The 13,945-nt window shown below is 69.9% G+C and carries 12 protein-coding genes; 8 read left to right on the top strand and 4 right to left on the bottom strand.

The features are described from left to right. Nucleotides 1–14: 14 nt before the first annotated feature. Together LO762_RS03175 and LO762_RS03170 are read left to right on the top strand one after the other, a co-directional pair. A complete protein-coding gene (locus tag LO762_RS03175) occupies nt 15–737 on the top strand; it encodes a class I SAM-dependent methyltransferase (protein WP_255684777.1) in 723 nt (240 codons plus the stop codon). Then, nucleotides 727–1,812 carry a prenyltransferase gene (locus tag LO762_RS03170; protein WP_230612153.1) on the top strand — a complete coding sequence of 362 codons (1,086 nt, stop codon included), beginning with the start codon at nt 727–729 and terminating at the stop codon, nt 1,810–1,812. Before LO762_RS03175 ends, LO762_RS03170 begins: the two co-directional genes overlap by 11 nt. Before the next feature lie 39 nt (nt 1,813–1,851). Here LO762_RS03170 and LO762_RS03165 read toward each other — a convergent pair whose 3' ends face one another. After that, complete coding sequence (locus tag LO762_RS03165) at nt 1,852–3,027, bottom strand: Fic family protein (protein WP_230612150.1); 1,176 nt, start codon at nt 3,025–3,027, stop codon at nt 1,852–1,854. Between the two features lie 153 nt (nt 3,028–3,180). Further along, nucleotides 3,181–3,846 (bottom strand): class I SAM-dependent methyltransferase, encoded by a 666-nt coding sequence (locus tag LO762_RS03160; RefSeq protein WP_230612147.1) that lies wholly within the window; start codon nt 3,844–3,846, stop codon nt 3,181–3,183. Nucleotides 3,847–4,154: 308 nt separating this feature from the next. Here LO762_RS03160 and LO762_RS03155 point away from each other — a divergent pair, with 308 nt between their 5' ends. After that, the gene (locus LO762_RS03155) at nt 4,155–4,346 is read left to right on the top strand and encodes a ferredoxin (RefSeq protein ID WP_230612145.1); all 192 of its coding nucleotides are present in this window, start codon (nt 4,155–4,157) and stop codon (nt 4,344–4,346) included. 61 nt (nt 4,347–4,407) lie between these two features. Here LO762_RS03155 and LO762_RS03150 read toward each other — a convergent pair whose 3' ends face one another. After that, nucleotides 4,408–5,202, bottom strand: coding sequence for an enoyl-CoA hydratase/isomerase family protein (locus LO762_RS03150; protein WP_230612143.1), 795 nt, complete (start codon nt 5,200–5,202; stop codon nt 4,408–4,410). Between the two features lies 1 nt (nt 5,203). Then, the gene (locus LO762_RS03145; protein WP_230612142.1) at nt 5,204–6,103 is read right to left on the bottom strand and encodes an SDR family oxidoreductase; all 900 of its coding nucleotides are present in this window, start codon (nt 6,101–6,103) and stop codon (nt 5,204–5,206) included. A 257-nt stretch (nt 6,104–6,360) separates the two neighbouring features. On the opposite strand from LO762_RS03145, the gene LO762_RS03140 reads away from it, so the two are divergent. The 5 genes from LO762_RS03140 to LO762_RS03120 all read left to right on the top strand — a co-directional run bounded on the left by LO762_RS03140 (nt 6,361) and on the right by LO762_RS03120 (nt 13,936). Further along, nucleotides 6,361–10,020: a multifunctional oxoglutarate decarboxylase/oxoglutarate dehydrogenase thiamine pyrophosphate-binding subunit/dihydrolipoyllysine-residue succinyltransferase subunit gene (locus LO762_RS03140; protein ID WP_230612141.1), complete on the top strand. Its 3,660-nt coding sequence runs from the start codon at nt 6,361–6,363 to the stop codon at nt 10,018–10,020. Between the two features lie 79 nt (nt 10,021–10,099). Beyond that, complete coding sequence (locus LO762_RS03135; protein WP_230612140.1) at nt 10,100–10,288, top strand: DUF6104 family protein; 189 nt, start codon at nt 10,100–10,102, stop codon at nt 10,286–10,288. Between the two features lie 339 nt (nt 10,289–10,627). Further along, nucleotides 10,628–11,806, top strand: coding sequence for an NADP-dependent malic enzyme (locus tag LO762_RS03130; RefSeq protein ID WP_230612139.1), 1,179 nt, complete (start codon nt 10,628–10,630; stop codon nt 11,804–11,806). Nucleotides 11,807–12,251: 445 nt separating this feature from the next. Next, nucleotides 12,252–12,803, top strand: a complete 552-nt coding sequence (locus LO762_RS03125; RefSeq protein WP_230612138.1) for a cupin domain-containing protein — start codon at nt 12,252–12,254, stop codon at nt 12,801–12,803. Between the two features lie 14 nt (nt 12,804–12,817). Then, nucleotides 12,818–13,936, top strand: a complete 1,119-nt coding sequence (locus LO762_RS03120) for a DegT/DnrJ/EryC1/StrS aminotransferase family protein (RefSeq protein ID WP_230612137.1) — start codon at nt 12,818–12,820, stop codon at nt 13,934–13,936. The last annotated feature ends 9 nt before the right edge of the window (nt 13,937–13,945 follow it).

Genomic DNA, 13,945 nt, shown 5'->3' with positions numbered 1-13,945 from the left:
GGAAGGAGCCCCCACTGCTTACCGTTGACTTCCAGCGGTTCCCCATCGCCCTGGGGGAACGCGTCCTCGACATGGGCTGCGGCGGCGGACGGCACGCTTTTGCGCTGTACCGCCGAGGCGCCGCCGTCACCGCGTTCGACATGGACGCCGAGGAGCTCAAGGGCGTCCAGACCATGTTCGGCGCGATGGAGCTCGAAGGCGAGGCCCCCGAGGGCGCGTCCGCCGAGACCGTCGAGGGCGACGCGCTCGACCTGCCGTTCGAGGACGCCACCTTCGACAAGATCATCGCCGCCGAGGTGATGGAACACATCCCCGACGACATGAAGGCGATGCGCGAGCTGTTCCGCGTCCTCAAGCCCGGCGGGCAGGTCGCGGTGACGGTGCCGTCGTGGCTGCCCGAGCGGATCTGCTGGGCCCTGTCGGAGGACTACCACACCGCGCCCGGCGGGCACGTAAGGATCTACACGCGGGCGGAGCTGGAAGCCAAGCTCAAGTCCATCGGCTTCCGCATCGACGGGCACCACCACGCGCACGGGCTGCACTCGGCCTACTGGTGGCTCAAGTGCGCGGCCGGGCTGGAGAACGACAGCAACCCGGCGGTCAAGGCGTACCACCAGATCCTCGTCTGGGACATCATGAAGCAGCCGCTGGCCACCCGCCTCGCCGAGAAGCTCCTCAACCCGGTGATAGGCAAGAGCGTCGTCGTCTACCTCACCAAGCCGTCCTATGCCGGCTGACGTCACACTCACCTCCGCACAGGTGGAGGCGACGGCCCTTTCGATCATCCGGCAGCAGTACCCCTCCGGCGCGATCCCCTGGTACGCGTCCTTCGACGGCTACCCGGCCGGGAAGGTCGACGCCTGGAACCACGTCGAGGCGGCGATGGCGCTTTCGGCGTCCGGCTTCGGCGCGGAGGCCAGGCGCGCGTACGGGTGGCTGCGTGACGAGCAGCGCCCGGACGGCTCGTGGCCCGCCAAGTGGGAGGACGAGAAGGTCACCGACACGGGCGGCGAGTCCAACCACGCCGCTTACATCGCCGTAGGCATGTGGCACGAACTCCTCGTGACGGGCGACGAGGAGTACGTCGCGTCCCTGTGGCCGGTGGTCCGGGCCGCCGTCGACTTCGTGGTGGACCTCCAGACGCCGCTCGGCGACATCAAGTGGATCCGTTGGGAGGACGGCTCGGTCGGCGAGGACTCGCTCCTGACCGGCTGCTCGTCCATCTACCAGGCGCTGCGCTGCGCGGTGGCGTTGGCGGACCGGATGGCCGAGCCGCGCCCCGACTGGGAGTTGGCCGCCGACCGGCTCGGCCACGTCATCGCGCACCACCCTGAGGCGTTCGCCGACAAGTCGCGCTGGTCGATGGACTGGTACTACCCGGTGTTGGGCGGCGCCGTCCGGGGCCCGGCCGCCGACGAGCTCATCGCCTCCGGCTGGTCCACCTACATGGCCGACGGCCTGGGCTGCCGCTGTGTCTCCGACCAGCCCTGGGTGACGGGCGCCGAGACCTGCGAACTCGTCCTGGCCCTGGACGCCATAGGCGACCCCCGCGCCTACGACGTCTTCCGAGACATCCAGTTCCTCCGCCACCACGACGGCTCCTACTGGACCGGCTGGCAGTTCGAACACCAACGCCACTTCCCCGGCGACCGCTCCACCTACACCGCCGCCGCCGTCCTCCTAGCCAACGACTCCCTCACCAACAAAACCCCCGCCTCCCGAATCTTCAAAGAAGTCGCCGGCCGCCCCCTGGCCCCCTCCCCCACCCCGGCACCCCCCACCTGCAACTGCCCCCTCCCCGCCCACACCTGACCCCACCCCCGGGCGGGCGGCCCACCCCGCCCGCCCCGGTCAGGACTCCAGAAGCGCCAGAATCCGAGGCGCCGCGAACGCACGCCCGTATCTCCGCCCCGTCAGCTCCCGCAGCACACCCGCGTCGACGAGGCGGCGCACGGCGTTGTTCGCCGCCGCGTACGTGACGCCGTACCGCTCCGCCGCCGCCGTCACCGTGATCACCGGATAACCGATGAGCTCCTCCGCGATCTCCATGGCCACGCCCCTGACCTTCTGTTCCTTCAGCTCGGTGAGCATCAGATCCCTTGTCGCCAGGAGCGCCTCGATCCGCTCCACGGCCTGCACCGCCTGCCTGGTCACCGCCCGGCTGAAAAAGGCGACCCAGGGATCGAAGTCCCCGGTCTGGCTGCACCGCAGCAAATGGTCCTGGTACTCCCGCCGCCGTTCTTCCAGCCACGGGGAGAGGTTGAGCACCGGGACCCGGAGCTCCTCCCGCCAGGCGAGCTGGAGCACGCACAGGAGGCGGCCCAGCCGCCCGTTGCCGTCGGCGAAGGGGTGCAGGGTCTCGAACTGGTAGTGGCCGAGCGCCATCTTGACGACGGACGGGATCGGGTTGTCCCTGCCCACCCAGCCGACCCACTCAGCGAGCCCGGCCTCAAGCTGGCCCCCCGGCGGAGGCGGGACGAACCTCGCCTGCTCTATCCCGCCCGTTCCGCCCCCGATGAGCACCTGGATGGTGCGCACCCGTCCGGCGTCCGACTTCCCGCCCCGCGTCCCGTGGACGAGCATTCCCTGCAGGTCGCCGAGCAGCCCGACGGTCAACGGTCGGCCGGAACCCGCCCAGGCGAACGCGTACTCGGCGGCCCGCACGTAGTTGAACACCTCGGCCACCGACGACGTCAGCTGGCCCTCCTCCAGGAACTCCGCCTCCAGCACCTCGGTGAACGCCGCGTATGTCCCTTCGAGGGCGGAGGTGCTCACCGCCTCACGCCGGATCGCGGGCCGCACCACAAGAAGCGGATTGGGCAGCTCGGACGCGATCCGGTCAAGCTCGGCCACCGCCCTCGACGCCTCCATCACCGCGAGCACCGTTCCCGACCGCAGGGAGACCTCGTCCGGCAGCGGGTCGGGGAGGAACGCCTTGTGCGCGAACGACCGCCCGGTTCGATGATCGGTTCCGGCGATGTCCACGAGCCGTCCGACGGGTGAGCGGCCCAACGCCTCCAGGTCCATGGGGTCAGGCTAGGCCAGGGGACTTGAATTTCGCTGCTGTAATTTAAAGTCGAGGCCCCAGAACAGGCCATCCGCTATATATCCGTGCCGCGAATCTATAGTCGCGGCCGGCTCCGCGGGGCTTTCGGCGGGGCGTCAAGCAGGTTGGTGGGGTCAGGACGGGGTGAGGGGGTTGGTGGGGGAGGTGCGTTCCAGGAGGCGGAGGGAGCCTTGGGTTCGGACTTCTTTGAAGGCGCCGGAATTCAGGGCTCGTTGGTAGACGTGGTAGGGGGCTTGGCCGCCTTCGGTGGGGTTGGGAAAGACGTCGTGGATGGCGAGGCAGCCGCCGACCATGAGTTTGGCGGACCAGTTCTCGTAGTCGGACTGGGCGAAGTGTTCGCTGTGGCCGCCGTCGATGAAGAGGAGGGCCAGGGGGGTGGACCAGAGGGCGGAGACGGTCTTGGAGGTGCCCACGACGGCGATGACGACGTCTTCCAGGCCCGCTCGGTCGATCGTCCTGCGGAAGACGGGGAGGGTGTCCATGCGGCCCGTGGACGGGTCCACGAGGGACGGGTCGTGGTGCTCCCAGCCCGCCTGGTTCTCCTCGCTGCCGTGGTGGTGGTCGACCGTCACCAGGACGGTTCCGGCGGCGCGGGCGGCGGCGCCGAAGTAGATCGCGGACTTGCCGCAGTAGGTGCCCACCTCCAGGAGGGGGCCCAGGCGGCCGTACTGGAGAGCCGTCTCGTAGAGGGCGACGCCCTCGTCCGGCGGCATGAAGCCCTTGGCGTTCAGTGCGGCGCGCAGGAGGTCTTCGGGCATCTCCGGCAGGGTCTGCGTCATCGTGTTCTTGCCTTCGTCACAGGTCACAGGTGAGCGGGGTGGGTGGCGCGGGCGGGCCGCACCGGTTTCCGGACGGATGCAAAACCCTTCCGCATGCGCGTCCGCCAGCCCAGAGGACCGCCGTGTGTGCTCGGCCACAGTGCGCCGCGCCGACCGGGCCCGGAGGCCGGTTGCCGCAGTCTATTAGAACGTGTTCTACTTTTGTCGGGCGGCGCGCACCCCGTTGACAAAACCGAACGAGATTCGGAGAGTGGGGCCGGGCGATTTCCGTGGGCCGCCCGCGCGCTTCGGCTGAGGAGGAACAGGACATGAAGGTCACCGTCGACTATCTCGTGTGCGAGGCCAACGGGGTCTGCGTCGGGCTCGCCCCCGACGTCTTCGACCTCGACGACGAGGACAACCTCACGGTCCTCGTCGAGGACGTCCCGCCCGCCCAGGAGGCCAAGGTGCGCCACGCCGTCCGCTCCTGCCCCAAGGCGGCGCTCACCCTCAGCGAGTAGGAGCAAGGAGACCGCGAAGGGCCCCCGGAGGCGAGACGTCCCAGGGGCCCTTCGTGTGCGGTCAGCGGTCGCGGAAGCGCGGCGGCCGCTTCTCCATCGTGGCGGTGATCCCCTCGGCCAGGTCCTCGGTGAGGAACGCGAGCGTCTGGGTGCGGTTCTCGACCGCCAGATGGGTGCGCAGCCCCGGCGCGTCGAGGCTGAGGTTGAGCAGTTCCTTGGTGTGCCGCAGGCCGAACGGGGAACGGTCGAGCAGTTCCCGCGCCAGCGCCTCGGCTCCCGCGACGTCGTCCTCGGCGATCTCCGTGACGAGCCCCAGGTCGAGCGCGCGCTCCGCGTCCACCTTCTGGGCCCGGTAGAAGATCTCCCCGGCCCGCGCGGTGCCGATCAGCCGGGGCAGCAGCCAGGTGAGCCCGAGGTCGCCCGCCGAGAACCCGAGGTTCAGGAACGGCGCGGTGAACCGCGTGCTGGGCGCCGCCACCCGCAGGTCGCACGCGAGCGCCAAGGAGAACGCCATCCCCACGACGGGCCCGCGCAGCGCCGCCACGACGGGCTGAGGGATCTCCCGAAGCCCGAGGACGACCTCCCCGGCCCGGGCCATGCCCCGGTACAGCCGCTGGATCTTCCCCTCGGACACCTCGGACGTGTCCCGTTCGCCGCCTCCGCCCTGGATGTCCATCCCGGCGCAGAACCCACGGCCCTCGCCGGTCAGGATGACCACGCGCGTCTCCCGGTCCGTCTTGAGCCCGCCCAGGATGGCGATGAGCTCCTCGACGTTCTCCGGGGTGATCGCGTTCAGCCGTTCGGGCCGGGACAGGGTGATCGTCGCCACCCCGTCCCGGCGGGTGAAGGCGACCACGCTAGGAGAGCGCCTGGAAGGTGGCCAGCGTCTGCTCGCCGATGTTGGCGAACACCTGGATCGGGTCCTGCGCGGAGATCTGCTCCCAGTTCGCCGCGACGTCCTCGACGCTCAGGCCGTCCTTCTTGGTGAAGCCGGGGCCCTCCGCGACGAAGATCTTCGCGATCCGGCCGCCGCCGACGGTGTAGGTCTGGCCGCTGTCCGGCACGGACTCGTGCGCGAGGTAGGCCACCAGCGGGGTGACCTGCTCGACGCCCAGCTTGTCGGCGAACTCGGCGGGGAAGAGGTCGGCCGTCATCCGGGTGTAGGCCACCGGCGCGATCGCGTTGACCTTGATGCCCGCCTTGGCGCCCTCGGCCGCGAGGGTCTTGGTGAAGCCGACCAGGCCCATCTTCGCCGTCGAGTAGTTGGCCTGGCCGAAGTTGCCGAACAGGCCCGCCGGGGACGAGGTGTTGACGACCCGGCCCGCGCCCGCCTCGCGCAGGTGCGGCCACGCCGCCTTCGTCACGAGGAACGCGCCGCGCAGGTGGACGGCGATGACGGCGTCCCACTCGGCGGTGCTGATGTTCTTGAAGGACTTGTCGCGCAGGATGCCCGCGTTGTTGATGACGATGTCGATCCTGCCGAACGCGTCCAGGGCGGCCTGGACGATGGAGGCGGCGCCCTCCTCGGTGGCGACGTTGCCGCCGTTGGCGACGGCCTCGCCGCCGTTCTTCACGATCTCGGCGACGACCTCCTGAGCCGGGCCCACCGACGCGCCGTCGCCGTGCAGGTCGCCGCCGAGGTCGTTCACGACGACCTTGGCGCCGCGCGCGGCGAGTTCCAGCGCGTGCTGGCGGCCCAGGCCGTGCCCGGCGCCGGTGATGATCGCGACCTTGCCGTCGTACCGCAGTTCAGACATTGTTCGCACTCCCTGACGTTGACGTTGCGGCGGACGGTGCGACCGACCCGTGGACCAAGGCGTCCACCACCGCCGGTACCCATTGGTAGCACCGAACCGAATCGGGCTCTAGTGTGCACCAGCACCCTTCCGCCGCCCACGGACAGGGGTGGCCGAACGGTACGGCGGAGGTCACGGCAGCGCGCGCTCGTCAGGGCGAGTAGCCTTATGGACGTTTAGAACCCACCTGCGAGCTGCGGAAGAGGGCGATCTCCGCCGTGTCGAGCGAGTCGCACACCCCTGCCGATCTGAGCGATTTCGGCGCCAACGAGTGGCTGGTCGATGAGCTTTACCAGAAGTACCTGGAAGACCCCGAGACGGTCGACCGTGCCTGGTGGAGCTTTTTCGCGGACTACCAGCCGGGCGCCAAGCCCACTCAGCCTGTGAACGGCGCCGCGTCCGCGGCGGCCCCGACGACCAGCGCGGCGCCCGAGGCGCCCGCCGCGGCGCCCCCGAAGGCGCCCGCCCCCGCCCCGGCCAAGGCCGCGCCCAAGGCGCCCGCGGTGCCGGTGGCCGCGGGTGCCGAGGAGGTGAAACTGCGTGGAGTGGCCGCCAAGACGGTGGCCAACATGGAGAACAGCCTCGCGGTGCCGACGGCGACGAGCGTCCGCGCCATCCCGGCCAAGCTGCTCATCGACAACCGCATCGTGATCAACAATCACCTGAAGCGGGGTCGTGGCGGCAAGGTCTCCTTCACCCACCTCTTGGGCTACGCCATCGTGCAGGCGCTCAAGGCGATGCCGGAGATGAACGCCTACTACACCGAGGTGGACGGCAAGCCCACCATGGTGCGGCCCGAGCACGTCAACTTCGGCCTGGCGATCGACCTGAAGAAGGCGGACGGCCAGCGTCAGCTCGTCGTGCCGTCGATCAAGTCGGCCGAGACGCTCGACTTCCGCCAGTTCTGGGCGGCCTACGAGGAGCTGGTGCGCAAGGCGCGCGCCAACAAGCTCACCCTTGAGGACCACCTGGGCGCGACGATCAGCCTGACCAACCCCGGCACCATCGGCACCGTGCACTCGGTGCCGCGCCTGATGCCGGGCCAGGGCGCGATCATCGGCGCCGGCGCGATGGAGTACCCGGCGCAGTACGCCGGGGCGTCGGAGGAGACGCTCGCCCGGATGGCGATCTCCAAGATCATGACGCTCACCTCGACGTACGACCACCGCATCATCCAGGGCGCCCAGTCGGGCGACTTCCTGCGGACCGTGCACGCGCTGCTGCTCGGCGAGCAGGGCTTCTACGACGAGATCTTCGAGTCGCTGCGCATCCCGTACGAGCCGGTCCGCTGGGTCCAGGACATCTCGGCGACGCACGAGAACGACATCGCCAAGATCGCCCGCGTGCACGAGCTGATCCACGCCTACCGCGTGCGCGGCCACCTGATGGCCGACACCGACCCGCTGGAGTACAAGCAGCGCCGTCACCCGGACCTCGACATCCTCCAGCACGGCCTCACCCTGTGGGACCTGGAGCGGGAGTTCGCCACCGGCGGGTTCGGCGGCAAGCCGACCATGCGGCTGCGCGAGATCCTGGGTGTGCTGCGCGCGTCGTACTGCCGCACCGTCGGCATCGAGTACATGCACATCCAGGACCCCGAGGAGCGGGCCTGGATCCAGGAGCACGTCGAGCACCCGGCGTTCGAGGAGCCCTCGCGGGACGAGCAGCTGCACATCCTGCGGCGGCTCAACTCCGCGGAGGCGTTCGAGACGTTCCTGCAGACCAAGTTCGTCGGCCAGAAGCGGTTCTCGCTGGAGGGCGGCGAGTCCCTGATCCCGCTGCTCGACTCGGTGATCACCGCGGCGGCCACCGCGAACCTGGACGAGGCGGTCGTCGGCATGGCGCACCGCGGCCGGCTCAACGTGCTCGCGAACATCGTCGGCAAGTCCTACTCGCAGATCTTCGGCGAGTTCGAGGGCAACCTGGACCCGCGGTCGGCGCAGGGTTCCGGCGACGTCAAGTACCACCTGGGCGCCGAGGGCGAGTTCCAGGCGTGGAACGGCCACAGGATCCACACCTCGCTGGTGGCCAACCCGTCGCACCTGGAGGCCGTCAACCCGGTCCTTGAGGGCGTCGTCCGGGCCAAGCAGGACGTCATGGACATCGGCGAGTCCGGCTTCTCGGTGCTCCCGATCCTCATCCACGGCGACGCGGCGTTCGCCGGGCAGGGTGTGGTGGCCGAGACGCTGAACCTGTCGCAGCTGCGCGGTTACCGCACCGGCGGCACGGTCCACATCGTGGTCAACAACCAGGTGGGCTTCACCACCGCGCCGGAGTACTCGCGCTCGTCGGTGTACTCCACCGACGTCGCCCGGATGATCCAGGCGCCCATCTTCCACGTCAACGGCGACGATCCCGAGGCGTGCGCCAGGGTCGCGCGGCTGGCGTTCGAGTACCGGCAGGCGTTCAAGAAGGACGTCGTCATCGACATGGTCTGCTACCGGCGCCGGGGCCACAACGAGGCGGACAACCCCTCGTTCACCCAGCCGCTGATGTACGACCTGATCGACGCCAAGCGCTCGGTCCGCAAGCTGTACACCGAGGCCCTGATCGGGCGCGGCGACATCACCGTCGAGGAGGCCGAGCAGGCCCTCCAGGACTACCAGCAGCAGCTTGAGCGGGCGTTCACCGAGGTGCGCGAGGCGGTCAACCACCCGACCCCGCCCGGGGCGGTGGTGCGCCCGCCGGACGAGGACCGCATCCCGATCGACCACGCGGCGGCCGGGTCGGCGATCAGCCAGGAGACGGTCAAGCGGATCATCGAGACGCAGGCGTCGCTGCCGCAGGGCTTCTCGGTGCATCCACGCCTCCAGCCGGTGCTCGACCGGCGCGTCAAGAGCGTGGACGACAACGCGATCGACTGGGCCACCGGCGAGCTGCTGGCCTTCGGGTCGCTGCTCATCGACGGCCACCCGGTGCGCCTCGTCGGCCAGGACTCCCGGCGCGGCACCTTCGGCCAGCGGCACGCGGTGCTGGTGGACCGCAAGACCGGCGAGGACCACACCCCGCTGTCGCAGTTCTTCCAGGGCACCAACAAGTTCTACGTGCACGACTCGCTGCTGAGCGAGTTCGCCGCGATGGGCTTCGAGTACGGCTACTCGCTCCAGCGCCCCGACGCGCTGGTGATGTGGGAGGCCCAGTTCGGCGACTTCGCCAACGGCGCCCAGTCGATCGTCGACGAGTTCATCTCCTCGGGCGAGCAGAAGTGGGGCCAGCACTCGTCGGTGACGCTGCTGCTGCCGCACGGCTACGAGGGCCAGGGCCCGGACCACAGCTCGGCCCGCATCGAGCGGTACCTGCAGCTGTGCGCCCAGGACAACATGACGGTCGTCTACCCGACGACTCCGGCGAACTACTTCCACATGCTGCGCTGGCAGACCCTGTCCAACCGCCGCAAGCCGCTGGTGGTGTTCACGCCCAAGTCGCTGTTGCGCTCCAAGTCCGCCACCTCGGCGGCGGAGGAGTTCACCTCGGGCGCGTTCCAGCCGGTCATCCCCGACCACAAGGTGGATCCGGCGGGCGTCAGGCGGGTGCTGCTCACCACGGGCAAGATCTACTACGACGTCGCGGCCCGGCGTGACAAGGCGGGCGCCAACGACACCGCCGTCGTGCGGATCGAGCGGCTGTACCCGATCCCGATCGACGAGATCAGGGCGGAGATCGCCAAGTACCCGGCGGGCGTGGAGATCACGTACGTGCAGGACGAGCCGAAGAACATGGGCGCCTGGCCCAGTTTCGCGCTGGTGCTGCCCGCCTACCTCGACACCAAGCTGAACCTGGTGTCGCGGCCCGCCTCCTCGTCTCCGGCCGTCGGGTCCGCCAAGACCCACCTGGCCGAGCAGGAGGCCATCCTCCAGCGCCTCTTCCCCGGCGCTTAGAGCCCTTCAGAAGGCCCCGGTGTCCGCACCGGGGCCTTCGGTGTACCTGAGACGGCACAACGCGAGCAGGAGGCTGTGCGTGTATTTCACGGATCGCGGGATCGAGGAGCTCGTCGCCCGGCGCGGCGAGGAGGAGGTCTCGCTGGCGTGGGTGGCCGAGCGGCTTGTGGAGTTCGTGGACCTGAACCCGGAGTTCGAGACGCCGGTGGAGCGGCTGGCGACGTGGCTGGCCCGGCTGGACGACGACGATGACGACGACCTGGACTGAGACCCGCGCCACACCGATGCACAAGTTCCGGCCAAGAGGCAAGACAATCTCAGGAGAAATATTGCGCCTTTTGCTTCGAGGCTAAATAATGCCGTAGGGCGCCATCGGGCACCAGCGATCCAGACGAAACGGACAAGAGTGACCTATCTCCCACCTAACGTTCCCCGGGGGACCCACGGTTTCCCCTCCGGCGCGGGTATGTCACAATCGCTGGACGGGTGACCCCCGTGTTTTCCCTCATCGAGAGGCGACCATCCCAGACACCCCCCCACCAGAAGGTTGGGTGTTCTCCTATGGCGTCTGCCCGAAATCCGAAACTTCTTCTTCAGTGGGGTCGCTGTGGCTACTGACCTTCCCGATTACTCCGACGATCCGGCTTTCGCGCTCCACGTGGGCGGCAAGCTCGAGGTCCGCTCCACGATCCCGGTCCGCGACAAGGACGACCTCTCGCTCGCCTACACGCCCGGCGTCGCGCGCGTCTGCACCGCCATCGCCGACCACCCGGAACTGGCTTACGAGTACACCTGGACCTCCAAGGTGGTCGCGGTGGTCACCGACGGCACCGCCGTCCTCGGCCTCGGCGACATCGGGCCCGCCGCCTCCATGCCCGTCATGGAGGGCAAGTCCCTGCTGTTCAAGGAGTTCGCGGGGGTCGACTCGGTCCCGATCGCGCTGGCCACCACCGACGTCGACGAGATCGTCGAGACGGTCATCCGCCTCGCCCCGTCGTTCGGCGGCATCAACCTCGAGGACATCAGCGCGCCGCGCTGCTTCGAGATCGAGGACAGGCTGCGCGCCGCCCTCGACATCCCGGTCTTCCACGACGACCAGCACGGCACCGCGATCGTCTCGCTGGCCGCGCTGAAGAACGCCTCGCGCCTCATCGGCAAGCCGCTCTCGGAGATGCGCGGCGTCATCGCGGGCGCGGGCGCCTCCGGCGTCGCGGTCTGCCGCATCCTGCTCAACGCGGGCGTCGGCGACATCGCGGTGTCCGACAGCAAGGGCCTCATCTACGAGGGCCGTGACGGCCTCAACTCGGTGAAGCAGGCGCTGGCCGCCGACACCAACAAGGCGGGCCTGAAGGGCTCGACCGAGGAGGCGCTGCGCGGCGCGGACTTCTTCATCGGCCTGTCCGGCTCGACGGTCTCGGAGTCGGCCGTCGCCACCATGGCCGAGGACGCGATCGTGTTCGCGCTGTCGAACCCGACCCCCGAGGTCCACCCCGACGTGGCCCGCGCGCACGCCCGCGTCGTCGCCACCGGCCGCAGCGACTTCCCGAACCAGATCAACAACGTGCTGGCCTTCCCCGGCATCTTCAAGGGCGCGTTCGACGTCCGGGCGCACTCGATCACCGAGGGCATGAAGGTCGCCGCCGCCGAGGCCCTCGCGGGCGTCGTCACCGACGCCGAACTCACCGAGGACTTCATCATCCCCAGCCCCTTCGACGACCGCGTCGCCCCCGCCGTCATCGCCGCGGTCGCCGCCCAGGCCCGCGCCGAAGGCGTCAACCGCATCTAAAGACCCGGGCCCGGCCCGAGGCAGGTCCGTCGCCCCGGACCGACCCCCCGCCGGGCCCGACCCCTCCCCCGCCTAAAACGGCGCAGGGGGCCGGGCTCCGTCGCCGCCGCCGTCAGAAGCGGCCACGGGTGCGGCCACGGCCGAGCATGGCCACGAGGCTCCCTCCTCCCCCCCCCCCCCGGCCCGAGGGCGGGGAGGCGTGAGGGGTGAGGGTTGACAATCGGAGCCTGAAGAACCTATAAGTATGCTTGTCTGCCCGGATCTCGCCCCTGATGTGGCGGTTGATTCCGGGCTTCTTGTTTCTGCGGCGCAGGATGGGCTCGGCCCTCCGTAAGGCGCACGCGCTCACCGCCCCGCGCCGGGATCCCGGCTGCCCGGGCCTGTCTCGTGCACGCCGGTGGTCCGCACAGGCCGTCGGCGTGGCGCCGCCAAAGGAGTGAGTCGCATGAGTGGCCTCATCGTGCCGCCCGGTCAGGGGCGGAGGCTGGTGACGAAGGCCCAGGAGATCACCTTCAAGGTCACGGGGAAGGACGGGGCCGTCGCGTCGTCCTTCGAGGTCGTGGTCCCGCCCGGGTTCGACGTGGGAGCGCACACACACCAACGCTCGCAGGAGTTCTTCTACGTGCTCGAAGGAGAACTCGAACTGTTCGCGTTCCCGCCCGCCGTCCGCACCGACGAGGGCTGGCAGGACTGGGAGTCGGCACAGGGCGACCGCCCCGTCCGCGCGGGCCCCGGAAGCTGCATGTTCGTTCCGGAGGGATGCCCGCACGCGTTCCGGAACGCCGGCGACGCACCGGCCCGCATGCTGTTCCAGAGCCATCCGGCGCCCGATCACGAACGGTACTTCGAGGAGATCGTCGAGATCTTCTCGGCCGACCGGTCGGTGGACTCCGGCGCGGTGCGGGAGCTCCGCGAACGGTACGACGTCCACCAGATCACGCCACTCCGCTACGGACCGCCCGTCCCACCGCAGAACGTGAGGCCCGGCCGAGGATGAACACGATTCCGCTGGTGCACGCCAGCTTGGGCGAACGGGAACTGGCGGCCGTGGCGGAGGTGTTCGCCTCGGAGTGGCCGGCCGGCCAGGGGCCGCGCGGCAAGGCCCTGGAACGGGAACTCGCCGAGCACTTCGAGGTCGGCGAGGCGGTCGCGCTGAGCAGTTGCGCCGCCGCGCTGCACCTCGCCCTGCTGGCGCTCGGCGTCGAGCCGGGCGACGAGGTGATCGTCGCCGACTACACCTTCCCGGCTCCGGCCCACGCGGTCCGGTACGTCGGCGCGGTCCCGGTCTTCGCCGACGCGCGGGCCGACACCGGCACCGTCGACCCGCGGGCGGTGGCGGACCTCGTCGGACCGCGCACGGTCGGCGTGATCGCGGTCGACACCGTCGGGCTTCCCGCCGACTACACGGAGCTGAACGCGATCGCGGAGCGCCACGGCCTGTTCCTCATCGAGGACGCCGCGTGCGCGGTGGGCGCGACCTACCGGGGACGGCCCGCCGGCGCGCTGGCACCGGTCGCCTGCCTGTCCTTCCACGGCCGCAAGGGCATCACCAGCGGCGAGGGCGGTGCCCTGCTCACCGGTGACCGGGCGCTGGCCGCCGACGTGCGGCTGCGGTCGTCCTTCGGTCTGGGCAGCATCGTCGACCAGGCGCGGGTGGTCGGCCTCCCCATCCCGGTCTTCCACGAGACCGGCTACAACTACAAGCTTTCCGACATAGCGGCGGCAATCCTCCAGGTGCAGCTGAGCCGGATCGAGGAGTTGCTCGACCGTCGGCGCGCGGTGGCGGCGCGCTACTCCGAACTCCTGAAGGACGAAGAGCTCCTCACCCTGCCGCACGTGCCGCTGGACCGTACCCACGCCTGGCAGTCCTACCTGGTCATGCTCGCTCCGGGCGTGGACAGGGCGGGCGTCGCCGCCGACCTGCGCGCCGGCGGCATCGGGTGCGGGCACGGCACGTGGGCGAGCCACCTCCAGCCCGCCTACGAGACGGCGCTGACCTGCCCCGTGTCGGCGGACCTCTTCGCGCGCGGCCTCGCCATCCCCATGCACGCCGAACTCACCGAACAGCAGGTCGAACGGGTCGCCGACGGCCTGCGGACCGCGCTGCGCGCGCACGCGCGCCCGTCCTGATCCGCCCTG

The sequence above is a fragment of the Actinocorallia sp. API 0066 genome (genome assembly GCF_020991275.1).
GTDB lineage: Bacteria > Actinomycetota > Actinomycetes > Streptosporangiales > Streptosporangiaceae > Actinocorallia.
The sequence above is the reverse complement of the archived record's forward strand: the minus strand, read 5'-3'. Positions and strand labels throughout refer to the sequence as shown.